This is a genomic window from Achromobacter sp. FW305-C-30-7 (assembly GCF_058783105.1).
Map to the genome: position 1 here is coordinate 236,823 of NZ_JBYSYI010000006.1, position 22,520 is coordinate 259,342.

The window sequence follows — 22,520 nt, forward strand, 5'->3', positions numbered from 1 at the left end:
CGCCCTACGGTACGATGCATCCTGCTCAGTACTTTGTTGTTTCCGCACCATGGCCATCCAGTCCGATTCGCTTTCCTCCCGTCCCGACGCCCCCCGTATCGTGGCGCCGCAGCCGGTGTCGCCCAACGAGGAGTCGATCGAACGCGCCCTGCGGCCCAAGGCGCTGCAGGAGTATGTCGGCCAGCACCGCGCCCGCGAACAGCTGGAGATCTTCATCGCCGCGGCCAAGAAACGCGGTGAAGCCCTGGACCACGTGCTGCTGTTCGGTCCCCCAGGCCTGGGCAAGACCACGCTGGCCCACATCATTGCGCATGAAATGGGCGTGCAGCTGCGCCAGACCTCCGGCCCGGTGCTGGAACGGCCGGGCGACCTGGCGGCGCTCTTGACCAACCTGGAAAAGAACGACGTCCTGTTCATCGACGAAATCCACCGCCTGTCGCCCGTGGTCGAGGAAATCCTCTATCCGGCGCTGGAGGATTTCCAGATCGACATCCTGATCGGCGAAGGACCCGCGGCGCGCAGCGTGAAGCTGGACCTGCAGCCCTTCACCCTGGTCGGCGCCACCACCCGCGCCGGCATGCTGACCAATCCCTTGCGCGACCGCTTCGGCATCGTGTCGCGCCTGGAGTTCTACAACGCCGCCGATCTCGGTCACATCGTCACGCGCAGCGCCGGCCTCCTGAACGCTGGCATCACGCCGGACGGCGCGGCGGAAGTCGCGCGCCGCGCCCGCGGCACGCCGCGCATCGCCAACCGGCTGCTGCGCCGGGTGCGCGACTACGCCGAGGTCAAGGCCGGCGGCACCATCGACGCCGAGGTCGCCGGCCGCGCGTTGGCCATGCTGGAGGTGGACCCGCAGGGCCTGGACCTGATGGACCGCAAGCTGCTCGAGGCCATCATCCACAAGTTCGACGGCGGCCCGGTCGGCGTCGACAGCCTGGCCGCCGCCATCGGCGAAGAGCGCGACACCATCGAAGACGTGATCGAGCCCTATCTGATCCAGCACGGCTATCTGCAACGCACGCCGCGCGGCCGCACTGCCACGCTGACTACCTGGCGCCATCTGGGGCTGACCCCGCCCGCAGGCACCACGACAGGCTCTGGCGACCTCTTCGGCAAATAGGCGACGGGCCTCGATCGGACAGGGCGCGCGTGTCGAACGGCGCCCAATCGGCGCCGGGACTGCGCTACGGGTTTATCATCCGAAGGTTTTGATTTCCCTTCGCGATCAAAGGACCCCCATCCCATGCAGCCCGAATTGCCCACCTATGATGATGTCGTGCGCGCCAGCGAGCGCCTGGCCGGCAACGCGCACCGCACGCCCGTACTGACCTCGGCCACCGCCGACGCGATCAGCGGCGCGTCGGTCTTCTTCAAGTGCGAGAACTTCCAGCGCATGGGCGCCTTCAAGTTCCGCGGCGGCTACAACGCCATTGCGCGCCTGACGCCTGAACAGCGCGCCGCGGGCGTGGTGACGTTCTCGTCGGGCAACCATGCGCAGGCCATCGCCCTGGCCTCCAAGTTGCAGGGCGTGCGGGCCACCATCATCATGCCGCTGGACGCGCCGGCCGCCAAGCGCGCGGCCACCGAGGGCTATGGCGGCAAGATCGTCACCTATGACCGATACACCGAGGACCGCGAAGCAATCGCCCGCCGCATCCAGGCGGAAACCGGCGCCGCCCTGATCCCGCCCTACGATCACGAAGATGTGATCGCCGGCCAAGGCACCGCCGCCAAGGAGCTGTTCGAGGAAGTGGGCGAGCTGGACTACCTGTTCGTCTGCCTGGGCGGCGGCGGCCTGCTGTCGGGATCGGCGCTGTCCGCCTACGCGCTGAGTCCGCGCTGCCTGGTCTACGGGGTCGAGCCCGAGGCGGGCAACGACGGTCAGCAGTCCTTGCGCAAGGGTGAAATCGTCCGAATTCCTGCGCCCAAGACCCTGGCCGACGGCGCCGCCACGACGCATCTGGGCAACCTGACCTTCCCGCTCATCCAGAAGCATGTGCGCGACATCGTCACGGTGACCGACGAACAGCTGGTCACGACCATGCGTTTCTTCGCCGAACGGATGAAGATGGTGGTCGAACCCACCGGCTGCCTGGGCGCGGCCGCCGTCATGCAGAACGTGGTGCCGGTGCGCGGTGCGCGGGTCGGCGTCATCATCAGCGGCGGCAACGTCGATCTCCCGGTCTACGCCAAGCTGCTGGCGGCCTGATACCGGCGGGCGGTCCCATTCCGGGGCCGCCGATGCGCGCTTGCGGTTGTCGCGTGTGCAAGGCAGAATCGGGACTGAATCCTGACGAACAGGGGCTGCGACATGCGTATCCTTGTCATCGGCGGCACCGGTTTCATCGGCCGTCATCTGGTAGCGCGGCTTTCCGCGGATCAACATCAGATCGTCGTGCCCACCCGGCTCTACAGCCGCGGGCGCGACCTGCAGATTCTCCCCACCGTTACCCTGCTCGAATGCGACGTGCATGACGACGCCACGCTGGACAGCCTGGCGCAAGGTTGCGACGCGGTCGTCAACCTGGTCGGCATCCTGCACGGCAACGCCGGCCGACCCTATGGCTCGGCCTTTGCGCGGGCGCACGTGCTGCTGCCGCAGCGCATCGCGCAAGCCTGCCGCCGGCAGGGCGTGCGCCGCTTGCTGCACGTCAGCGCGCTGGGCGCCGATTCCAATGGCGACAGCATGTACCAGCGCTCCAAGGGCGACGGTGAAGCCGCCATCAAGCAGGAATTGCAGGGCTGGCAGGACGGCGGCTGGACCATATTCCGGCCTTCGGTGGTCTTCGGCCCCGACGACAAATTCACCAATATGTTCGCCGGCCTGGCGCGCTGGCTGCCGGCGCTGCCGCTGGCGGGCGCGCACGTGCGCATGCAGCCGGTCTATGTGGGCGATGTGGTCGCCGCCATCGTGTCGGCGCTGGGCAATACGCATACCTGCGGCAAGACCTACGAACTGGGCGGCCCCCAGGTCTACACGCTGGGCGAGATCGCCCGGCTGTGCGCCGCCTGGGGCGGCCATCCCCGCCCGGTCGTCAGCATGCCGATGGGCGTGGGCCGCATGCAGGCCCGGCTGTTCGAGTGTCTGCCCGGCACGCCGCTGATGTCGCGCGACAACCTGGATTCCCTGCGCCGCGACAACATCTGTACCGGACCGATAGCGCCCGAACTGCATGTGGTGCCGACCGGCCTGGAAGCCGTGGCGCCGCGCTACCTGTAAGCCTGGCTCAGCGCACCAGCGCCTTCAAGGCCTGCTTGATGCCGTCGGACACGCCCACGCCTTCCGGCAGGGTCTTCAGCGCCGACAGCGATTCCTTCTCTGAGTAGCCCAGCGCCAGCAGCGCGTTCAGGATGTCCGACTGGTTGTCGGGCGCCGCGTGCGGCGACGCACCGATGTCCGCGCCCAGCTTGCCGCGCATTTCCAGCAGCAGGCGTTCGGCGGTCTTCTTGCCGATGCCGGGCACGCGCGTCAGGCGGCCCGATTCCTGCAAGGTGATGGCCTGGGCCAGATCCGCCACCGACAGGCCCGACAGCACCGACAACGCGGTGCGCGCGCCGATGCCGCTGACCTTGATCAGTTCGCGGAATGCGCTGCGCTCGCCGGCCGACGCGAAGCCATACAGGATGTGGGCGTCTTCGCGCACCGTCAGGTGCGTGTAGAGCGTGACGCGGGCGCCGGTGTCGGGCAGCGAATACAGCGTGCTCATGGGCACGTCGATGTCATAGCCCAGACCGCCCACGTCCACACAGATGGTGGGCGGGAGTTTTTCGATCAGGGTTCCGGTGATGCGTCCGATCATGGTGATGGTGGCCTGGCAATGGTGAGACCGCTGAATGCGCGGCGGATGCGGGGATTCTATACGCGCGGGCGCGCAATCGGCGGGAACCGGTCCCGCCCTGCGGCAAATCGCGGTGAATCAGGCGGTCAGCCGACCAGGCGGCCGTTGCGGATGCGGGTCTTGCCGCCCATGCGCAAGCTCGCGCCCAGGCGTTCCAGCTTGTCCTGCATGGGGCCGACGTGGGCATGGCAGATGGCGCAGGCCAGCGCGTCGGCCGAGTCTGGCGCGGGCGCGCCGTCCAGCGCCAGCAGGTGCTGCACCATCATCTGCACCTGCTCCTTGGCGGCGCGGCCGGTGCCGACCACGGCTTTCTTGATCTGCAGGGCGGTGTACTCGTGCACGGACAGCGAGCTGTCGGCCAGCGCGCACAGCGCGGCGCCGCGCGCCTGGCCCAGCAGCAGGGTAGAAGCGGGGTTGGTGTTCAGGAAGATGATTTCCAGCGCGGCCACGTCGGGTTGCGTGTCGCGCGCCACCTGGCGCAGATTGTCCAGGATGACTTTGAGGCGTTCGGACAGCGCCAGCGCCGGCGGGACTACGATGGTCCCGCTGGCCACATAACGCAGCCGCGGGCCGTCGGCATCGATCACACCGAAGCCGGTGCGGCGCAAGCCGGGATCGATGCCGAGGACGCGCATCAGTGGCGGAAGTGACGGGTGCCGGTCAGCACCATGGCGATGCCGTGCTCGTCGGCCGCGGCGATGACTTCGTCGTCGCGCATGCTGCCGCCCGGCTGGATCACGCAGGTCGCGCCCGCCGCCACCACTACGTCCAGGCCGTCGCGGAACGGGAAGAAGGCATCCGACGCCACGGCCGAGCCCTTCAGGGTCAGGCCGGCGTTCTCCGCCTTGATCGAGGCGATGCGGGCCGAATCGATGCGGCTCATCTGGCCGGCGCCCACGCCCAGGGTCATGCCGCCGCCCACGAACACGATGGCGTTGGATTTGACGTACTTGGCGACCTTCCAGGCGAATGCCAGGTCGTTCATTTCAGCTTCGGTGGGCTGGCGCTTGCTGACCACCTTGAGCGCGTCGCGCGGCACGTTGTAGGCGTCCGGGCTCTGCACCAGCCAGCCGCCGCCCACGCGCTTGATGTCGAAGGCGTTCTGTCCCGTGCCCATCGGCACTTCCAGCACGCGCACGTTCTTCTTGGCGGCCAGGATGGCCAGCGCGGCGCCGTCATAGGCGGGCGCCAGCAGCACTTCCAGGAACTGCGCGCTGACGGCTTCGGCCGTGGCGGCGTCGACCGGACGGTTGAAGGCGATGATGCCGCCGAAGGCCGAGGTCGGGTCGGTCTTGAAGGCTTGCTGGTAGGCGCCCAGCGTGTCGGCCGCGACCGCCACGCCGCAGGGGTTGGCGTGCTTGACGATGACGCAGGCGGGCGCTTCGAAGCTGCGCGCGCATTCCCAGGCGGCGTCGGCGTCCGCGATGTTGTTGTAGGACAGTTCCTTGCCCTGCAACTGGCGGTAGTTGCCCAGCAGGCCGGCCTGACGCTGCGCGTCCACGTAGAAGGCGGCGGTCTGGTGCGGGTTCTCGCCGTAGCGCAGGGCCTGCTCCTGCTTGACCTGCAGGGTCAGGGTGCCGGGCCATTCGTTGCGGGCCGGCACGGCTTCCTGCTTGGGCTCGGCGTCGACCAGGCTGGTCAGGTAGGCGGCGATGGCGCCGTCGTAGGCGGCGGTGTGGGCGTAGACCTTGGAGGCCAGCGCCAGGCGCAGGCCGTAGGAGGTGTTGCCGCCCTTGTCCATTTCCGACAGCACGCGCGAGTAGTCCACGGGGTCGATCACCACCGTGACGCCGCCGGCTTCGGTGCCGTGGTTCTTGGCCGCCGCGCGCAGCATGGCCGGGCCGCCGATGTCGATGTTTTCGACGGCGTCGGCGAAGGTGCAGTCCGGCTTGGCCACGGTTTCGCGGAACGGATACAGGTTGACCACCAGCATGTCGATGCGGTCGATGCCCGCCGCCTTGATGGTGTCCATGTGTTCGGCGCTGTCGCGGCGCGCCAGCAGGCCGCCATGGATCTTCGGGTGCAGCGTCTTGACGCGGCCATCGAGAATTTCGGGCGAACCCGTGTGGGCCGCCACTTCGGTGACGGTCAGGCCGGAGTCGGCCAGCAGCTTGGCGGTGCCGCCGGTGGACAGCAGGCGCACGCCGCGCGCGGCCAGGGCGCGGGCAAATTCAACGATGCCGGTCTTGTCGGACACCGAAAGCAGGGCGGTTTCGATTTTCATGGTGAGGGACGGGAGTGGGGCGGGAGCGCCTTTCTCGTTCAGGTCGGATGGGAAATCTGGGGGGAGCGGGCGGCGCGATGCGCCTGCCGCCCGCGCGCGAAAGCTATACCTGGATATTGTGCGCCAGCAACTTCTTGCGCAGGGTGTTGCGAGTGATGCCCAGCATTTCGGATGCCCGCGACTGGTTGCCGCCCGAGCGTTCCAGCGCCACTTCCAGCACCGGGCGCTCCACGCAGCGCATCACCATGTCCCACATGTCGTGGGGTTCGGATTCGCCCAAGTCTTCGAAATAGCGCTCCAGGCTGGCGCGCACGCATTCTTCCAGGACATCTTTCTTGCTCATTTGAGTACAGATATTTTTATGTTGGTGTTGAGGCGGTTATGCCGCCAGCAGGGCTTCTGCGACTGGCGCCGGATGGGGTCCGCCGTCGCGCGAGATGAGATCGAACCAGTCCGACACGGCCCGCCACTGGTCGCGGGTGTTGTCGATCAGATTCATGCGGGCGCAGAACGAATCCGCGCCCGGCAGGCCGTCCAGATACCAGCCTATGTGCTTGCGCGCCGTGCGTACGCCGGTGTGCTCGCCATAGAACCGGTAGTGGTCGTCGAGATGTTCGAGCAGCAGCTCGCGCATTTCCCCATAGGAGGGAGGGGCCAGTGTTTCGCCCGTGCGCAGGTAGTGGTCGATTTCGCGGAAAATCCAGGGACGGCCTTGAGCCGCCCGGCCGATCATGACCGCGTCGGCGCCAGTGTAATCCAGGACGTGCTTGGCTTTTTCGGGCGTCGTGATATCTCCGTTGGCGACAACGGGGATTTTCAGCTCGGCCTTGACGGCGCGGATAGTGTCATATTCCGCCTCCCCCGTATAGAGGTCGGCGCGGGTGCGCCCATGCAGGGTCAGGGCAGCGATGCCGGCGTTTTCAGCCATTTTCGCCACCCGCAAAGCATTGCGGCTTTCGCGGTCCCAGCCGGTACGGGTCTTCAGCGTTACTGGCACGTCCAGGGGCGCGCAGGCGCCCACCACCGCGTCCAGGATGCGGGCGATCTGGTCTTCATGGCGCAGCAGCGCCGACCCGGAGGCCACGTTGCAGACCTTCTTGACCGGGCAGCCCATGTTGATGTCGATGATCCGGGCGCCCTTGCTGGCGTTGAACACCGCCGCCTCCGCCATCATGGCGGGGTCGGCGCCGGCGATCTGCACGGAAATGGGGGCGATCTCGCCGTCGTGGTTCAGGCGCCGGGAGGTTTTGACGCTATCCCATAGCTTGGGATTGCTGGCGGCCATTTCCGACACGGCATAGCCCGCCCCCAGCTTCTTGCAAAGCTGGCGGAAAGGACGGTCCGTCACGCCCGCCATGGGCGCGACCAGCACGTTGTTGGGTAGGGTCCATTGACCTATGCGCATGCTCACATTTTAACCGGCTCGATCGCACCCCCTTTGTCACCGGGAGAACAATTCGTAACAGAGGAAGGCGAAAACAGACAATCCGCCCCTTTTATCGGGACGGAACGGGTGGAATTCAGGCGCGAAAACCCTGCAGCAAATGCTGCGCCAGCGGCGCGCGCAGAGGGGACGCCAGATCCATCCCCAATAAGGCCAGGCCGCAGGCGTGCTCTACCGGCGCCAGGCCGGTCGAAAAGATGCGGGGCATCAGATCGGTCAGGCCGGCGGTGATGAAGCGGTCCAGGTGGCGCGCGCCGGCGAATTCCGCCAGGGCGGCCCCGGGATTGGCGTCGGGATGGGCCAGCCAGCCGCCCAGGGTCTGGGCCAGGCGGGCCGCGTCGCGCAGGCCCAGGTTCAGGCCCTGGCCCGCGACCGGATGCAGGGTCTGCGCCGCATTGCCGATAGCCGCCACGCGGCCGTGCACCTGGGCGCGGCGGGCGCTGAGCGCCAGCGGAAAGACATGCCGCGGCGCCTGGCTGGACAGCCGTCCCAGGCGGTCGCCGAACGCTGCGGACAGCGCCCGCGAAAAGGCGGCGTTGTCCAGCGCGGCCAGTTCGGCGGCGCGTTCGGGGGCGCTGCACCAGACCACCGAATAGGCGTCCGGGGTCTGCGGGTGCGGCAGCAGCGCCAACGGCCCTTCGGCGGTGAAGCGTTCCCAGGCCCAGCCGCGGCGCGGCAGGGTGGCGTGGGCGGTGGTCAGCACGGCGTGCTGGTCGTAGTCGCGGCGCAGGTCGGTCGCGCCCGCGCCGTCGGATTGCACGGCGACCTGGCACAGCAGCGTCGCGTCGCCTTGTTCGACGCGCACGCCGTCCGCATCCTGCCGGCCGATCCGGGCGGGCGGGCCCTGCAGCACGGTGACGCCACAGGCGGCCACGCATTCATCCAGCTTGGCGTGCAGGCCGGAATAGGCGACCACGCTGCCCAGCTGCGGCACGCCGAAATCGGTGTTCTGGATCAGGGTGCGTCCGAGCCTGCCGCGTTGCGACACATGGATGTTGCGGATGTCGGCCGAGCGCTCGGGCCAGGCATGCAGCGATTCCAGCAGCACCCGGCTGCCGTGGTTCATGGCCAGTACGCGGGGATCCGTGGCGGGCACCGCCGCCGACGGCGCGGCCGGAGCGGGCGCGCTGCTTGCAAGCAGCGCGATGCGCGCCGGGTCCGGCGCCACGCGGGCCAGCATCAGGGCCAGCACCCGGCCCACCGGGCCCGCGCCGAGTATCGCTATGTCGAAGGCGGATGAAGTCATGCCCGGATTTTAACCGTCCACTACAATCCGCAGCAGCCGGCGCGTCTTGGCGCCGTGGTTCCCTTTCCGGTCGATCGATATGACGCAGCTCCAGGCTTCCTCTCAGCTGTCCGCCGTTACCGCCCGCCGCCCGCGCGGCAAAGTCGCGGTAGGGCTGCTGGCCTGCCTGTTCGGGGCGGTGGGGGCGCATTGGTGGTATCTGGGCCGGCGCCACGCCTGGCTGGTGACCGCGTACACCTTGGTCAGCCTGTTCTGCGCGTTCAGTTTCTATCCCGTCTGGTACGACAACCCCGCTTTCTTCCTGGTGTTCATTCCCATGGTCGACGGCTTCATCGAGAGCGCGGTGTTCTCGCTGATGCCGGACGAGAAATTCGACCGTCTCTATAACGACGGCCTGGGCAGGCCGACCCGGACCGGCTGGGGGCCGGTGCTGGTCGCCATCCTGGCCTGCCTGGTCGGCGCCATCGTCTCGATGTTCGCCATCGCCATGGTGGTGGTCTATACCTGGATCGCCATGGGCTGGCTGGACGGCTACGTCTTCTAGCGCGGGCCAGGCGCGTTGCCTGCCTATTCGCGCATCAGCGCTTCGATTTCCCCGGCCTGCACCGGCACGCCGCGGGTGATGAGTTCACAGCCTTCGTCGGTGACCAGCGCATCGTCCTCGGTACGGATACCGATGTTCCAATACGCCTCGGGAACGTCGTCGGCGGGCCGCACGTAGATGCCGGGCTCGATCGTCAGCATCATGCCCGCTTCCAGCTTGCGCCAGGGCCGTTCGGCGCCATGGGCCGGGCCGGGCTGGCGGTAGTCGCCCACGTCGTGCACGTCCAGGCCCAGCCAGTGGCCGGTGCGGTGCATATAGAAGCGGCTGTAGTCGCCGGATTCCAGCACGCCGTCCAGGGAACCCTTCAAGAGCTTCAGGTCCAGCATGCCTTGCGCCAGCACCCGCAGGGCGGCCTGGTGGCCGTCGTTGAAGCTGCGGCCCGGCGCCGTGGCTTGGGCGGCGGCATCCTGCGCGGCCACCGTCAGATCGTACAGGGCGCGTTGCGGACCGCTGTAGCGGCCGTTCACGGGAAAGGTCCGGGTGATGTCGCTGGCATAGCTGTCGACCTCGCAGCCCGCGTCGATCAGCACCAGATCGCCGTCGCGCAGCGTCGCCTCGCCAGCCGGGTAATGCAGCACGCAGGCGTTGGCGCCCGCGGCCACGATGCTGTTGTAGGCGACCGATTGCGCGCCGTGGCGGCGGAACTCGTACAGCAGTTCGGCTTCGATCTCGTACTCCCGCATGCCGGCACGGGCGACGCGCATCGCGCGCACATGCGCGCCGGCGGAGATCTTGGCCGCGCGCCGCATCGCCGCGATTTCGGTGGCGTCCTTGATCAGCCGCATTTCGGCCAGCAGGGCGCGGACGTCCTGCTGGCGGGAGGGCGGCGCATGGCCGCCGCGGCTGGCTTCGCGCGCCGCGGCCAGCCAGCGGTGCAGGCGGCCGTCGCTGCGCTTGTCGCCCGCCAAGGGCGCGTACAGGGTGGCGTGGTCCTGCAGCAGCGCGGGCATCAGCTCGTCCAGCGCATCGAGCGGATGCGCGTCGTCAAAGCCGAAATGCGCTGCCGCCGCTTCGGGGCCGAAACGCTTGCCTTCCCAGATTTCATGTTCGATGTGACGCGGGCGGCAGAACAGTATGGCGCGGTCGGTCGCACCCGCGCTCAGCACCAGCCAGGCACCGGGTTCGGTGAACCCGGTCAGGTAGAAAAAATCGCTGTCGTGCCGGTACGGATACTCCGCGTCGCGGTTGCGCGTGGCCTCTGGGGCGGTCGCCAGTATGGCGATGCCGCCGCCATCGGCGCGCATCTGCTCCATCAGGCGTTGGCGCCGTGCGGCGTAGGGGGCAATGTCGTCGGGAGGCAGGCTCATGGCGGACTGGGGCGCGAACCCCGGCAGGGTGAGGATGCCGTTTACTTTACCCGCCATCCCCCGGATGCAACAGCCCACGCGGCCTGCGCGGAATTCACTGGATACCGATGGGCAAGCTGCTACAATCGCCGCTCTGTCATTGGGGAGTAGCCATCCTTTGTCCCCTCAAAGGAGCTAGCGTCAACAGACTTGGTGGTTCAGCGCTGCGCAGCAGCCGCTAGAACTCCATGGCGCTAGTAGCGGTTCCATGCATGTCGGCAAGCCCGCCGCATGGACCAGCCAGGCGAGACCTTTGGCCGCGTTGCGTTCACCCCAGCCGGGCGAGCCGCGACGTCGCGCCAATTGGTTTCTGCTCGTCCGGCTCGCCTATATGTTTCTCACCCTGTTCCTGTTTTTCCTGTCAGCGGCAGTGATCTACTTCGCCTGCGAATATTTCGTAAATGGCGTTGAATGGGTCGGCCATCGCTTTCAGCTCGGCGCCACCGCCACCGGCACCGTGCTTGCCGCGTTCGGCACCGCCTTGCCGGAAAGCGCGGTGACCTTCATGGCCGTTGTGTTCGGCGAAACCCCTGAGCAAAAAGACATAGGCGTCGGCGCGGCCATGGGCGGCCCGCTGGTGCTGGCGACACTGGCGTACGCGGTGGTCGGCCTGGCCCTGTGGCGCGCTCGGCGCGGGCAGGCCACGCAGGCGGACTGTATCAACGCGGACCAGCGCCGGCTGGCCCGCGACCAGGCCTGGTTCATGGGCATCTTCATCTTCAAGGTGGGCCTGGGTCTGCTGGCCTTTGCCTGGAAGCCCTGGCTGGGCATCCTGTTCCTGGCCACCTACGGCCTCTACGTCAAGCGAGAGCTCAGCCGCGACGAGGCCAGCCTGGATGCCGAGGAACTGGAACCGCTGAAGCTGCGCCCCCGCGATGAAGACCCGGCCATGTTCTGGGCAGTCGCGCAGACGCTGCTGGCCTTGGTGGTCATCGCCGGCGCATCGCATGTGTTCGTGAATCAGATCGAGTTGTTGGGCGTAGCCATGGGCGCGTCGCCGCACGTTGCCGCCCTGTTGCTGGCGCCGGTGGCGACCGAGTTGCCGGAAATCATGAACGCGCTGATCTGGGTGCGCCAGGGCAAGGAGCGGCTGGCGCTGGCCAACATCTCGGGCGCCATGATGATCCAGGCGACCATACCCAGCGCGCTGGGGATATTCATGACGCCGTGGCTGCTGGACGCGCCCTTGCTGGCGGCTGGCCTGTTCACCATGTTGTCCATCGGTCTCCTGTGGCTGCGTTTCCGCCGCTCGGCCATGAGCGTGCCGGCTTTGTCGGCGGTGGGCGGGTTGTATGCGGTGTTCGCCGCCTATCTGGGCTGGCATTTCTACGTCTGACAGTGGTTTGCGCGCGGGGCTGCGGCCCCGCGCCGGTTTTTGCGGCATTCAAGTCCGATTTGGCGGCAAAAACCTTGTCCATAAGTGGAAACCCGCGTAAAATCCTGCCTGTTATCCATCCCAGGAGCAGTCTTCGTGAATACCGATTCCGGCGAAAGTAGTCGATCTTGCATCGACGTCGCTGTTTAACAGGTCCACGCAGAACTCCGTCTGCCGCAGCCTGTTGAACAGGTTGCGGTTGTATCCCAAGCTCCAGGCGCAAGCCCGGGCAATCGCGCAAGCCAGCGGCTTGCCGGGAACCTCCCCAACGTAAACCGCCAGAACCGCCGCCATCCGCAGCGTCAGCGTTCGTGCACGTTTGCCCGTGCCAGTCCGCCGAGCGCCGCGCGAGTGCGCGCGTATTCGCGATCACGCTCCCCATTCTTGCAATGGAGGTCGTTATGCGTTTCTTCGACTTGTTCCTACGCCGCGCCGGCGTGGACCGCGCCACCGCCCTGGGCCGCCGCCGCGGCACTTCGCGCCTGACGGTCATCTGTCCGCGCGACGAGCTGGGCGCCTTGCGCAAGCAGATCTGCCTGGACTTCAGCGCCGCCGGCCTGGACGTCTCGCAAGTGCAGATCGACCAGGGCCGGGATCCTGGCATGGCATCGGCCTGCATCACCGTCAATTGCCCGCCGGAGCTGCGCGGCGAACTGATGTCGCAGGCGCGCCGCCTGAGCGCCAATCCCGCCGTGCGCCACGTCCATTTCGGCGCGCAAGCCACGCAAGCCGCCGCGCAAGCCGCGCTGGCCTGACGGCAGCCGATTCATTCCACAGGAGAGATCATGCCTAGTGCCTTAGACCCCGAGCCTCGATTGCGCCCAGTGCGCGGCGCCGGCATGCCTGTCTGATCTGTCTACTCGCTGCGAGCCGACAGGCAGGATAGTCATCCTGGCCCGTACGGAGTCCGCAGCCAAGAATCCCCGGCCTGGCCCACGCCTTGTGCGCCCTTGCCGCCGGTATCGATTCCCCCGCTAGCTCCCTTCCGTTTTCCGCACCCGGCGCATTTCATGCGATCCGGACACCGGCAACATTGCTCCGGCGCCTGCGCACGCCTGTACGCGGCGGCTTGACGGCTTTCTGCGCGAAAGCCGCGGCCTGCTGCTGCCTGCGCGCGGGCGCGGCGGGCAGGGTCGTCCGTGTCTCCGACAACGATACGTACAACCGGAGCACTCCCATGTTCAAGTTCCTCAAGTCCTTCTTTACGTCCGCGGCTGGCCTGCGGCAAACCGCAAGGCACTTCCGCCGCTCGCCCCTGCCCGAACAAGGCGCAGCGGCCGCCGCCGCAGCCTCCGACACCGCGCGCCACGCCAACCGCCAGATGCTGGACCTGTCGCGGATGGACTTCGGCGCCGTGTTCGCGCTGTTCGGCAGCAGCCGCGGCGGGCTGTCGGAAGCCCAGGCACAGGCCGCGCGCGAACGCTACGGCGCCAATGAGGTCGACCATGAAAAGCCGCTCTCCTGGCCTGCCCATCTCTGGCTGTCCTACCGCAATCCGTTCAACCTGCTCCTGACCGCGCTGGCGGCGCTGTCCTGGCTCACCGACGTGCACATGGCCGTCCCGGACGACCAGTCCTGGACGGCGGTGTTCATCATCGGCGCCATGGTGCTCATCTCCACCGTGTTGCGCTTTGCGCAGGAGCAGCGCTCCAGCCGCGCCGCCGAGGCGCTCAAGGCCATGGTGCAGAACACCGCCACCGTGCTGCGCAGCGATCCCGCCACCCAGGCCGAAGGCGACGCCCGCCGCTTTTTTGGCGTGACGCTGCATGTCAGCGGCTCGCGCCAGGTGGAGGCGCCGCTGACGGAACTGGTGCCGGGCGACGTGGTGCTCCTGTCCGCCGGCGACATGATTCCCGCCGACTGCCGCATCCTGGGCGCCAAGGACCTGTTCATCGCGCAAGCCGCGCTGACGGGCGAATCCCTGCCCGTCGAAAAATACGCCACGCAGCGCACGGACACCGCCAACGCGCTGGAACTGGAGAACATGGCCTTCATGGGCACCAATGTGGTCAGCGGCTCCGGCAGCGCCCTGGTGGTGGCCACCGGCTCGCGCACCTATTTCGGCCAGCTGGCCGGGCGCGTCACGCAGACCAGCCGAGCCCCGACCCAGTTCCAGCAAGGCATCAACCGGGTGAGCTGGGTGCTGATCCGCTTCATGCTGGTCATGGCGCCCATCGTCATGCTGATCAACGGCTTTACCAAAGGCGACTGGATGGAGGCATTGTTGTTCGCGCTGGCCATCGCCGTGGGCCTGACGCCCGAAATGCTGCCCATGATCGTCACGGCCACGCTGGCCAAGGGGGCGGTGCGCATGTCGCGCCGCAAGGTGGTGGTCAAGCGGCTGGATGCCATCCAGAACCTGGGCGCGATGAACGTGCTGTGCACCGACAAAACCGGCACCCTGACCCAGGATCGCATCGTGCTGGAACGCCACACGGATGTGTATGGCGCCAGCAGCGACGATGTGCTGGCCTACGCCTATCTCAACAGCTACTACCAGACCGGCTTGAAGAACCTGCTGGACGTGGCGGTGCTGCAGCACGCCGAGGTCGAGCGCAAGCTCGATCTGGCGGCGAAGTACCGCAAGGTCGACGAAATCCCCTTCGACTTTTCCCGGCGCCGCATGTCGGTGGTGGTGAACGAGACCGAGAACGGCCGCGAACACCATGAACTGATCTGCAAGGGCGCGCTGGAAGAAATGCTGTCGGCCTGCACCCGCCTGCGCGTGGGCCACGAAGAGCATCTGCTGACCGATGCCCGCCGGGCAGACATCCGCCGCGTGACGGCGGAGCTGAACCGGGACGGCCTGCGCGTCATCGCGGTAGGCGTCAAGGAAATGCCGCCCACTCAGCAAACCTATGGCGTGGCCGACGAGTCCGACCTGGTGCTGGTTGGGTACATGGCTTTCCTGGATCCCCCCAAGGAATCCACCGCTCCTGCGCTCAAGGCGCTCAGGAATTCCGGCATCGAAATGAAGGTGCTGACGGGCGATGTCGAACTGGTAACCCAGAAAGTCTGCCGCGAGGTCGACTTCGAGGTGCGCAAGGTCTACCTGGGCGCCGAGATCGAGGCGATGGACGAGGCGCAACTGGCTGCGGCCGTGCGCGAGGCCAATGTGTTCGCACGCCTGACGCCGGCCCACAAGGAGCGCATCGTGCACAGCCTGCGGGCCCAGGGCAACACCGTGGGTTTCATGGGCGACGGCATCAACGATGCCCCGGCCCTGCGGGCGGCGGACGTGGGCATTTCGGTCGATTCGGCGGTCGATATCTCGAAAGAGGCGGCCGACATCATCCTGCTGGAAAAGAGCCTGATGGTGCTGGAGGATGGCGTCATCGAAGGCCGCAAGACCTTCTGCAACATGCTCAAGTACCTGAAGATGACGGCCAGCTCGAACTTCGGCAACGTTTTCTCGGTCCTGGTGGCCAGCGCCTTCCTGCCGTTCCTGCCGATGCTGCCTATCCATCTGCTGGTGCAGAACTTGATGTACGACATTTCCCAGACGGCGATTCCGTTCGACAATGTCGACGAAGAGTTGTTGAAGCAGCCCCAGCAGTGGGACCCTGACGGCCTGGGCCGCTTCATGGTGTTTTTCGGTCCGATCAGTTCCATATTCGATATCGCTACGTATGCGCTCATGTGGTACGTATTTCAGGCCAATGCACCGGAACACCAGACCCTGTTCCAGTCGGGTTGGTTCGTCGAAGGCTTGCTGTCGCAGACGCTCATCGTCCATATGATCCGCACGCGCAAGATCCCGTTCCTGCAAAGCCGCGCCGCCTGGCCGCTGATGGGCATGACCTTGATGGTGGTGGCGATGGGGCTGCTGCTGCCGTTCTCGCCGCTGGCGGAATACCTCCAGCTGCAGCCGCTGCCATGGAGCTATTTCCCCTGGCTGGTGGGCATCCTGTTGGCCTACTGCACGCTGACGCAGTTGTTGAAGGGAATCTGGGTCCGCCGTTATGGCTGGCAATAAGTAGATGAGGACCGCGGCGGGCACATGCCCGCCGCGCAATCAGGAGAAACGCATGAGAATCGCTACTTTTGCCGCGCTGATGGCGGCCGGCCTGGCTCTTCCCCTGGCGGCGCGCGGCGCCGATACCGCACAGGGGCTGTCGTTGTACGGTGTGGTCGACGCGGGCGTGGCCGTCACCAAGGTGTCGGGGCAGGGCAGCCATAGCGGGCTGCTCAACGGCGGCTTGACCGACTCGCTGTGGGGCATGACGGGGGCGGAAGACATGGGCGGCGGCTGGAACGCCCGCTTCCAGCTGAAAAGCGGCTTCGATCCCTCGTCGGGCAAGCGGGCCGACGACGATCGCCTCTTCAATTACGCCGCCTGGGTGGGGCTGGCCCATGACAGCTATGGCGACTTGCGGCTGGGCCGTCAGCACACCATAGGCCAGGTCTACGGCAATTCCCTGGAAATCGCCTCCTGGAAGGAAATGGGGATGGGCGCCACGTTCAAGGCGTCCGACAACTACCAATTCAGCAACCTGGTCAATTACTACACGCCGGTCTGGCAGGGCTTTCAGGCCGGCATCGGCTATTCCTTCGACGCCGACGACCGCAGCCGCTTCCGTACCGCCAACAACAACCGCGCCCTCAGCCTGGGGCTGAAATATGAGGACGGACCCTTGCTGGCGGTCGCCACCTGGGACCAGCTGCGCCTGGCCGAGGCCCCGCCTGGCAGCAACGGCCGGCCACAGGCGGTGCAGTTGGGCGCTTCGTATGATTTCGAGGTGCTGAAGCTGTCCCTGGCCTGGTCGCGCCAGCGCAATGGCGATGTCGGGCTGGACGGCGGCGATCCGGACGGCCTGGGCATGGGCCTGGGACCGGCCGCCTTCGTGCGCGGCGGCACGGTCAACGCCTGGCTGGTCGGCGCCAGCGTGCCGGTGGGGCCGGGCACGGTGCTGCTGCAATGGTCGCTGGCGCGGCCAGACTGGCATTGGGACAACGGCATGACGGCGCGCAATGCGCAGGTGATGACTCTGGGCTATACCTACGGCCTGTCCCCGCGCACGACGCTTTATGCCTTTGCTGGCTATGCGTCGAACTACACGCTGGACGACCAGTTCGATCCTGCCCATTCCCACACCACGCGCGTGGGCACGGGCATTTCACACCGTTTCTGAGCGCCGGGGCAGGGCGGGCCGGGGTCAACTACAATCGGCGGGTGCGGCGCATGGCGCCCGTCCTCGTACAGCCCCGACGTTTTCCGGATGGTTTGCATGGATAGTCTCGAATGGCTCATACCCTGGGAGTTCTCTCCCACGCTGGTGGCCTCCTTCCTGGTGGCCATCGCGCTGTTCGTGCGCGGCCAAAAAGTCCATCACGTGACCGCCGCCCGCCGCATCCTGTTCTGGACCGGCATGGTGCTGCTGTACCTGTCCATGCATACCCGGCTGGATTACTACGCCGAGCGCATGTTCTTCATCCACCGCATCCAGCATCTGGTGCTGCACCATCTGGGGCCGCTGCTGGTCATGGCGGCGTTTCCTGGGCAGGTGATGCGGGCGGGGCTCCCGATGAGCTGGCGCATCCGCCTGCGCGACTTCCTGCGCACCGGCGCCGGTCGCGCCACGGTGACGCTGCTGACCCACAAGATCTTCGTGCCGGCGCTATTCGTCTTCCTGGTGATCGTCTGGCTAATCCCGTCGGTGCAGTTCTATTCCATGCTGGACTGGCGCCTGTACCGCCTGATGAACTGGTCGGTGGTGATCAGCGGCTTCATGTACTGGAACCTGATCCTGGACCGCAGGCCCGCGCCGCCGGCGGCCATGACGCCGGGCGGCCGCGTCATTTCGCCCGTGCTGACGATGCTGCCGCAGATGGTGGCGGGGGCCATCATCGCCTTTACTGAAAGCGATATCTACCCGCTGTTCGAGTTGTGCGGCCGGGCCATCGCCATGTCGGCCCAGACCGATCAGACCATAGGCGGCCTGACCATGTGGATTCCGGCTGCGCTGGTCGAAGTGATCGGCCTGATGGTGGCCCTGGGAACCTTGATGCGCCTGTCGGCCAAGGGACGCCTGCGCAAGGCGGACCGCGATGCCCAGGCGCGGGCCAGGGCGAAGGCCCGCGAGGTGTCCGCCTAGGGGGCGGGCCACCGCAGGCTTGCGGCTATTCCGGCAGCAGGCCGTGGTACTTCTTGCCCAGCGCCACGGTGGCCTGGAACATGCCGGCCTTGCTGCCGCAGTCATAACGCACGCCTTCATAGCGGTGCGCATACACGGCGCGCTCGCGCATCAGCGAGGCAATGCCGTCGGTCAGCTGGATCTCGTTGCCAGCGCCCATCTTGGTCGAGCGCAGGTGGTCGAAAATCGCCGCTTCCAGCACATAGCGGCCCACCACGGCCAGCGTCGACGGCGCGGCTTCGGGATCCGGTTTTTCCACGATATGGGTGACGCGTTCGGTGCGGCCGTGGGCGCTGGCATCCCCCTGGCGGGTGGCCACGATGCCGTACTTGCGGGTATCGGCGCGCGGCACGTCCTGCACGCCCAGCACACTGGCGTTCTGCGCCACGGCCACCTCGATCAGCTGCTTGAGCGCGGGCTGGTCGGAGTCGATCAGGTCGTCGGCCAGCAGCACGGCAAAGGGTTCGTCGCCCACGGCGGGCGCGGCGGACAGCACCGCATGGCCCAAGCCCAGCGGGGCCGATTGGCGGATATAGAGGCAATTCACATGCGCGGGTAGAATGCCCCGCACCATGGCCAGAAGCTCATGCTTGCCCTTGCTTTCCAGGTCCGATTCGAGTTCCGGCGCGGAATCGAAGTGGTCTTCGATGGCGCGCTTATTGCGCCCCGTCACGAAGATAAGATCCGTGATTCCGGCGGCCACGGCTTCTTCCACGGCATATTGGATCAGCGGCTTGTCGACCACGGGCAGCATTTCCTTGGGCATCGCCTTGGTGGCGGGCAGGAAGCGCGTGCCCATGCCGGCGACAGGGAAAACAGCTTTACGGACAGGACGCATTGAAACCTCGTTGGGCTATCGATGAAACATTTTAAGCGCATCGCTATCATAGGCTTATGAACCGCAGGAAAATGCCATCCATTTGCTCGATTGCGAAACGGGGTGCAATCGTCGGGCTGTCCGTGGCCCTGACCGTGCCCGCTCTCCCCATTGCTGCCTGGGCGCAGCCCGTGGGCCTGCCCTCCATGGGGGCGGCGTCCGCGGCCGAACTGTCCCCCATGCTGGAGCGCAGCCTGGGCGAGGCCATCATGGCCCAGGGGCGGCGCGACCCGACCTACGTGGACGATTCCGAGCTCAGCCAGTACCTCACTACCATGGGGCGCAAGCTGGCGGCGTTCGCGCCCGGCGCGGTCCCCGAGGTCGAGATGTTCGGCGTGCGCGACCCCGAGATCAACGCCTTCGCCATGCCTGGGGGCTTCATCGGCGTCAATACGGGGCTGATCGTGGCTTCCGCCAGCGAGTCCGAGCTGGCCGCAGTGCTGGCGCACGAAATCGGCCACGTCGTGCAGCGCCACATCGCCCGCGGCATGACCCAGCAGAACCAGAACAGCATGGTGATGCTGGCCAGCCTCGCCGGCGCGCTGCTGGCGGCCCTGGCCGGGGGCGGCGGCAATCTGGCGGTGGGCGTGGCGGCTTTCGGCCAAGCCGCGGCCATCAACCGTCAACTGGGCTTTTCCCGTGATGCGGAACGCGAGGCCGACCGGGCCGGGCTGCAGATGCTGACCAAGGCGGGGTACGACGCCGAAGGCATGGCGCAGATGTTCGGGCGCCTGATGAACGCTTCGCGCCTGAATGAAGGCGCCGGCGGCGGCTCATGGGCCAGCACCCACCCGCTCTCCATCGAGCGCATGTCGGACGTGCAGAATCGGGTGCGCAACCAGTCTCCCGTGACGCGCCACGTGGACAGCGACGATTTCTGGTACATCCGCGCCAAGATGCGCGTGGTGCAGGGCCGCGACGCGGTCAGCCTGCGCACCGCCGGCCAGCAGTTGCAGGACGAGGCCCAGGCGCTGTCGGGCGTGCGCAAGTCGGCCGCCTACTACGGCCTGGCGCTGCAGGCGTTCCAGCGCAACAACCTGGCGGAGGCCGAGCGCAACTGGAATCTGGCGTCGGCGGACGGCCGCAGCTCGGCCCAGTTGGCCAAACTCAGCGTGGATATCGCCCTGGCGCGCAAGGAGTACCCCCGGGCGCTGGAGCTGGCCCAGGCCGGCACCAAGCGCTGGCCCGGCCACCGGGCCCTGGGCATCGCCTACGCCCAGGCGCTGCAAAGCATCGGCCGCCACACGGACGCGCAGGAGTACCTGCGGGCCAGGATCAAGCAGTGGGGCAGCGACGAGCCCAGCCTCTACCAGATGCTGGCGCAGAGCGAAGACCGCAACGGCAAGCCGGTGGCGGCCCGCCGCGACCAGGCCCGCTACTACGTCATGACGGGCGCCTACGCAGCCGCGGAATCGCAGCTGCAGCAGGCGCGCAACATGTCCACCGATTTCTACGAGCAGTCGCAGATCGACGTGCAGATCAAGGAAGTCAAGGACAAGCTGGCCGAAGAGCGCCAGTTGCTCGAACGCTTCAAATCGGGCTGAGTGTCGGGCCGGGCGGGGTAGGGCGCAGGCGCCCTACTGGCCGGTTTCGAAGAAGCGTCCCAGCCGCTGCGGCAGCCAGTTCAGATGAGCCGGGAAGCTGCCCGTCGGAAAACCGGCATGGCCGCCGTCCGTGGGCTGGTGCAGCAGTATGGCGGGCGAGCAATCCTCGGGTGTCGGCAGCGACGCGGCCGGCACGAACGGATCGTTGCGCGCATTGAGCACCAGCGTCGGCACGGATATCTTCGGCAGCCAGGGCTTGCTGGACGCGCGCGTCCAGTAGTCCAGCGCATTGCGGAAACCATGCATGGGCGCGGTGTAGGTGTCGTCGAATTCGCGCAGGTCGTGCGCATGCGCAATGCGCATGACGTCGACGGCGCCAGGATAGCGATGCGCCTTCTCCAGCACCTTGTGCTTGAGCGTCTTCAGGAAATGAGCGGTGTAGACCCGGCGGTTGAACATGCCGGTGGATAGCGTCTTGCCGCAAGCCACCAGGTCCAGCGGCACGGACACGCCCGCGCAGGCGGTCAGCCAGCCGGTGTCTTCCTGGTGCTCGCCCAGGTACTTGAGCAGGGCGTTGCCGCCCAGCGATACGCCGACCGCATGCCAGCGCGCATGCGGGATGCGCTGGCGCACGGTTTCCAGCATGAAGCCGACCTCGGCCGAATCGCCGGAGTAATAGGCGCGGGCCAGGCGGTTCGGCACGCCGGAACAACCGCGGAAATGCGCGATCACCACGATCCAGCCGCGCGCGCGGAAATGATGCGCGATGGATTGCGCGTAGCGGCTGTTGCTGCCGCCTTCCAGGCCATGGAACAGAATCAGGGCGGGGGTGTCGGGCGTATGCGGCAGGGACTTCCAGTCCGCGTCCGTCATCCACCTGGCCGCGGCGGTCTTGCCATTGGCGACCGGGCGCTGGCCGCTGACGGGCGCGCCGTCGGCGGACTTGTGCGGGAACAGGCCGGGGCCGGTCCAGTCGAAGTCGACGAAGTCGGTATCGGGCGTGTCCACCCGTTCGCGCACGAACGCGATGCGGTGGTACTGCGCGAACAGGGCGGCATAAACCGTCTGGCTGTCGCCTCCGGGCAACCAGGAGGGAACGGGACAGGGCGTTGTATCAAGACGAGCAGCGGCCAACTAAAAATCCACCCGATTCAATGCAGCATGTCGGGTACGTCGTGCAAGTCGAGCACCCCGGCTTCCGTGGGCGCCGGCGAGGCATGGTGCATGACCATGCGCCAGCCGGTGGGGCCCTTGTGGTAGATGTTGGTGGCATAGCAATTGGCGAATTGCGTGCCTTCCCGCGTCTGTACCGCCACCTGTTCCACCAGCACGTGCACCGCGCACATCATGCTCAGCATGACCAGCGGGCGCAGGGGCCGCACGTGCAGCGGGCCGTTGGTCAGCACCTGCTGCCAGGAGTCGTGCACCGCCGAATGGCCGACGATGCGCAGGCCCCCCGGGTGGATGCAGACGACTTCCTCGTCGTCCGCCCACACTTGCATCAGGCGCACGACGTCCGCCTGCTCGAGGGCTTCGTAGAACGCGTGCTCTGCTTCTTCGGGCGTGGCGAACATGATGGCGGATACGGGTCGACGTTGTAGAGCGGGTGACTCAGTGCCCGTGGCCGTGCAGCACGGTGCCGGGCTTCAGACGGTACTCGGCGCCGCAGTAGGCGCAGCTGGCCGAGCCGCTGCGGGCCACGTCCAGGAACACGCGCGGGTGCATGCTCCAGAGCGGCGCCTTGGGGCCCGGACAGAACACGGGCAGGTCGTCGGCGCCGACCTCGATGACTTCGTGGGGGTGGGGGACGGCGGCCGGAGCAGCAGCGGTCATGGATATTCCTGAAAAAAAAACCGGTAAACGGCAGGTTGGGGCAATGATGCG

Annotated in this window: 21 protein-coding genes and 1 riboswitch; of the genes, 10 read left to right on the top strand and 11 right to left on the bottom strand. The window is 67.0% G+C overall.

From position 1 onward, the window contains the following. The first annotated feature begins 49 nt into the window (after positions 1–49). The 3 genes from ruvB (at position 50) to AC3WOB_RS20920 (ending at position 3,223) form a co-directional block, all read left to right on the top strand. Positions 50–1,123, top strand: coding sequence for a Holliday junction branch migration DNA helicase RuvB (ruvB, locus tag AC3WOB_RS20910; protein WP_492276067.1), 1,074 nt, complete (start codon positions 50–52; stop codon positions 1,121–1,123). A 123-nt stretch (positions 1,124–1,246) separates the two neighbouring features. Beyond that, positions 1,247–2,212, top strand: a complete 966-nt coding sequence (locus AC3WOB_RS20915; RefSeq protein ID WP_492276068.1) for a threo-3-hydroxy-L-aspartate ammonia-lyase — start codon at positions 1,247–1,249, stop codon at positions 2,210–2,212. Between the two features lie 102 nt (positions 2,213–2,314). After that, positions 2,315–3,223, top strand: a complete 909-nt coding sequence (locus AC3WOB_RS20920) for a complex I NDUFA9 subunit family protein (protein ID WP_013391722.1) — start codon at positions 2,315–2,317, stop codon at positions 3,221–3,223. A 7-nt stretch (positions 3,224–3,230) separates the two neighbouring features. Here AC3WOB_RS20920 and ruvA read toward each other — a convergent pair whose 3' ends face one another. The 6 genes from ruvA to AC3WOB_RS20950 all read right to left on the bottom strand — a co-directional run bounded on the left by ruvA (position 3,231) and on the right by AC3WOB_RS20950 (position 8,756). Next, complete coding sequence (gene ruvA, locus AC3WOB_RS20925; protein ID WP_013391723.1) at positions 3,231–3,803, bottom strand: Holliday junction branch migration protein RuvA; 573 nt, start codon at positions 3,801–3,803, stop codon at positions 3,231–3,233. A 125-nt stretch (positions 3,804–3,928) separates the two neighbouring features. Beyond that, on the bottom strand, positions 3,929–4,477 hold the full coding sequence (gene ruvC, locus AC3WOB_RS20930; RefSeq protein ID WP_013391724.1) for a crossover junction endodeoxyribonuclease RuvC: 549 nt from the start codon (positions 4,475–4,477) through the stop codon (positions 3,929–3,931). Then, entirely contained in the window at positions 4,477–6,066 is a 1,590-nt protein-coding gene (purH, locus tag AC3WOB_RS20935) for a bifunctional phosphoribosylaminoimidazolecarboxamide formyltransferase/IMP cyclohydrolase (protein WP_013391725.1), read from the bottom strand. The genes ruvC and purH overlap by 1 nt, the downstream gene beginning before the upstream one ends. A 103-nt stretch (positions 6,067–6,169) precedes the next feature. Beyond that, on the bottom strand, positions 6,170–6,409 hold the full coding sequence (locus AC3WOB_RS20940; RefSeq protein WP_006217670.1) for a helix-turn-helix domain-containing protein: 240 nt from the start codon (positions 6,407–6,409) through the stop codon (positions 6,170–6,172). 36 nt (positions 6,410–6,445) lie between these two features. Further along, positions 6,446–7,471 (bottom strand): tRNA dihydrouridine synthase DusB, encoded by a 1,026-nt coding sequence (gene dusB, locus AC3WOB_RS20945; protein WP_013391726.1) that lies wholly within the window; start codon positions 7,469–7,471, stop codon positions 6,446–6,448. A 115-nt stretch (positions 7,472–7,586) separates the two neighbouring features. After that, positions 7,587–8,756: a UbiH/UbiF/VisC/COQ6 family ubiquinone biosynthesis hydroxylase gene (locus AC3WOB_RS20950; RefSeq protein ID WP_013391727.1), complete on the bottom strand. Its 1,170-nt coding sequence runs from the start codon at positions 8,754–8,756 to the stop codon at positions 7,587–7,589. A 79-nt stretch (positions 8,757–8,835) separates the two neighbouring features. Here AC3WOB_RS20950 and AC3WOB_RS20955 point away from each other — a divergent pair, with 79 nt between their 5' ends. Then, positions 8,836–9,300 (top strand): TM2 domain-containing protein, encoded by a 465-nt coding sequence (locus tag AC3WOB_RS20955; RefSeq protein ID WP_492276069.1) that lies wholly within the window; start codon positions 8,836–8,838, stop codon positions 9,298–9,300. A gap of 23 nt (positions 9,301–9,323) precedes the next feature. Here the strand turns inward: AC3WOB_RS20955 and AC3WOB_RS20960 are convergent, their stop codons facing one another. Further along, a complete protein-coding gene (locus AC3WOB_RS20960; RefSeq protein ID WP_492276173.1) occupies positions 9,324–10,667 on the bottom strand; it encodes an aminopeptidase P N-terminal domain-containing protein in 1,344 nt (447 codons plus the stop codon). Between the two features lie 128 nt (positions 10,668–10,795). Further along, positions 10,796–10,985, top strand: a riboswitch (yybP-ykoY riboswitch). Between the two features lie 52 nt (positions 10,986–11,037). On the opposite strand from AC3WOB_RS20960, the gene AC3WOB_RS20965 reads away from it, so the two are divergent. From AC3WOB_RS20965 to AC3WOB_RS20985, 5 genes are all read left to right on the top strand, one after another. Then, positions 11,038–12,042 carry a sodium:calcium antiporter gene (locus AC3WOB_RS20965; RefSeq protein ID WP_013391730.1) on the top strand — a complete coding sequence of 335 codons (1,005 nt, stop codon included), beginning with the start codon at positions 11,038–11,040 and terminating at the stop codon, positions 12,040–12,042. A gap of 440 nt (positions 12,043–12,482) precedes the next feature. After that, positions 12,483–12,836 carry a hypothetical protein gene (locus AC3WOB_RS20970; protein ID WP_013391732.1) on the top strand — a complete coding sequence of 118 codons (354 nt, stop codon included), beginning with the start codon at positions 12,483–12,485 and terminating at the stop codon, positions 12,834–12,836. A 422-nt stretch (positions 12,837–13,258) separates the two neighbouring features. Further along, on the top strand, positions 13,259–16,057 hold the full coding sequence (mgtA, locus tag AC3WOB_RS20975) for a magnesium-translocating P-type ATPase (protein ID WP_492276070.1): 2,799 nt from the start codon (positions 13,259–13,261) through the stop codon (positions 16,055–16,057). Between the two features lie 52 nt (positions 16,058–16,109). Then, entirely contained in the window at positions 16,110–17,213 is a 1,104-nt protein-coding gene (locus tag AC3WOB_RS20980) for a porin (protein ID WP_492276071.1), read from the top strand. 87 nt (positions 17,214–17,300) lie between these two features. Then, complete coding sequence (locus tag AC3WOB_RS20985; protein WP_492276072.1) at positions 17,301–18,176, top strand: cytochrome c oxidase assembly protein; 876 nt, start codon at positions 17,301–17,303, stop codon at positions 18,174–18,176. Positions 18,177–18,201: 25 nt separating this feature from the next. On the opposite strand, the gene galU is transcribed toward AC3WOB_RS20985, so the two are convergent. After that, positions 18,202–19,053, bottom strand: coding sequence for a UTP--glucose-1-phosphate uridylyltransferase GalU (galU, locus tag AC3WOB_RS20990; RefSeq protein WP_013391740.1), 852 nt, complete (start codon positions 19,051–19,053; stop codon positions 18,202–18,204). Between the two features lie 56 nt (positions 19,054–19,109). Here galU and AC3WOB_RS20995 point away from each other — a divergent pair, with 56 nt between their 5' ends. After that, positions 19,110–20,636: a M48 family metalloprotease gene (locus AC3WOB_RS20995; protein WP_492276073.1), complete on the top strand. Its 1,527-nt coding sequence runs from the start codon at positions 19,110–19,112 to the stop codon at positions 20,634–20,636. A gap of 33 nt (positions 20,637–20,669) precedes the next feature. On the opposite strand, the gene AC3WOB_RS21000 is transcribed toward AC3WOB_RS20995, so the two are convergent. Genes AC3WOB_RS21000 through AC3WOB_RS21010 form a run of 3 tightly spaced genes read right to left on the bottom strand, consistent with a single transcriptional unit; the run spans position 20,670 to position 22,469 of the window. Next, positions 20,670–21,770, bottom strand: coding sequence for a YheT family hydrolase (locus AC3WOB_RS21000; protein ID WP_013391742.1), 1,101 nt, complete (start codon positions 21,768–21,770; stop codon positions 20,670–20,672). A 17-nt stretch (positions 21,771–21,787) separates the two neighbouring features. Further along, entirely contained in the window at positions 21,788–22,210 is a 423-nt protein-coding gene (locus AC3WOB_RS21005; RefSeq protein WP_013391743.1) for a YybH family protein, read from the bottom strand. Between the two features lie 37 nt (positions 22,211–22,247). Further along, positions 22,248–22,469, bottom strand: coding sequence for a zinc-finger domain-containing protein (locus tag AC3WOB_RS21010; RefSeq protein ID WP_013391744.1), 222 nt, complete (start codon positions 22,467–22,469; stop codon positions 22,248–22,250). Positions 22,470–22,520: the final 51 nt, after the last annotated feature.

Excerpts from the sequence above, each read along its gene's own strand:
- ruvA (WP_013391723.1), bottom strand. The coding sequence starts at position 3,803 with ATGATCGGACGCATCACCGGAACCCTGATCGAAAAACTCCCGCCCACC.
- AC3WOB_RS20955 (WP_492276069.1), top strand. The coding sequence starts at position 8,836 with ATGACGCAGCTCCAGGCTTCCTCTCAGCTGTCCGCCGTTACCGCCCGC.
- galU (WP_013391740.1), bottom strand. The coding sequence starts at position 19,053 with ATGCGTCCTGTCCGTAAAGCTGTTTTCCCTGTCGCCGGCATGGGCACG.
- AC3WOB_RS20985 (WP_492276072.1), top strand. The coding sequence starts at position 17,301 with ATGGTTTGCATGGATAGTCTCGAATGGCTCATACCCTGGGAGTTCTCT.
- AC3WOB_RS20915 (WP_492276068.1), top strand. The coding sequence starts at position 1,247 with ATGCAGCCCGAATTGCCCACCTATGATGATGTCGTGCGCGCCAGCGAG.
- AC3WOB_RS20920 (WP_013391722.1), top strand. The coding sequence starts at position 2,315 with ATGCGTATCCTTGTCATCGGCGGCACCGGTTTCATCGGCCGTCATCTG.
- purH (WP_013391725.1), bottom strand. The coding sequence starts at position 6,066 with ATGAAAATCGAAACCGCCCTGCTTTCGGTGTCCGACAAGACCGGCATC.
- AC3WOB_RS21010 (WP_013391744.1), bottom strand. The coding sequence starts at position 22,469 with ATGACCGCTGCTGCTCCGGCCGCCGTCCCCCACCCCCACGAAGTCATC.
- dusB (WP_013391726.1), bottom strand. The coding sequence starts at position 7,471 with ATGCGCATAGGTCAATGGACCCTACCCAACAACGTGCTGGTCGCGCCC.
- AC3WOB_RS20970 (WP_013391732.1), top strand. The coding sequence starts at position 12,483 with ATGCGTTTCTTCGACTTGTTCCTACGCCGCGCCGGCGTGGACCGCGCC.
- AC3WOB_RS20965 (WP_013391730.1), top strand. The coding sequence starts at position 11,038 with ATGTTTCTCACCCTGTTCCTGTTTTTCCTGTCAGCGGCAGTGATCTAC.
- AC3WOB_RS20940 (WP_006217670.1), bottom strand. The coding sequence starts at position 6,409 with ATGAGCAAGAAAGATGTCCTGGAAGAATGCGTGCGCGCCAGCCTGGAG.
- AC3WOB_RS21005 (WP_013391743.1), bottom strand. The coding sequence starts at position 22,210 with ATGTTCGCCACGCCCGAAGAAGCAGAGCACGCGTTCTACGAAGCCCTC.
- AC3WOB_RS20995 (WP_492276073.1), top strand. The coding sequence starts at position 19,110 with ATGAACCGCAGGAAAATGCCATCCATTTGCTCGATTGCGAAACGGGGT.
- AC3WOB_RS20950 (WP_013391727.1), bottom strand. The coding sequence starts at position 8,756 with ATGACTTCATCCGCCTTCGACATAGCGATACTCGGCGCGGGCCCGGTG.
- AC3WOB_RS20960 (WP_492276173.1), bottom strand. The coding sequence starts at position 10,667 with ATGAGCCTGCCTCCCGACGACATTGCCCCCTACGCCGCACGGCGCCAA.
- mgtA (WP_492276070.1), top strand. The coding sequence starts at position 13,259 with ATGTTCAAGTTCCTCAAGTCCTTCTTTACGTCCGCGGCTGGCCTGCGG.
- ruvB (WP_492276067.1), top strand. The coding sequence starts at position 50 with ATGGCCATCCAGTCCGATTCGCTTTCCTCCCGTCCCGACGCCCCCCGT.
- ruvC (WP_013391724.1), bottom strand. The coding sequence starts at position 4,477 with ATGCGCGTCCTCGGCATCGATCCCGGCTTGCGCCGCACCGGCTTCGGT.
- AC3WOB_RS20980 (WP_492276071.1), top strand. The coding sequence starts at position 16,110 with ATGAGAATCGCTACTTTTGCCGCGCTGATGGCGGCCGGCCTGGCTCTT.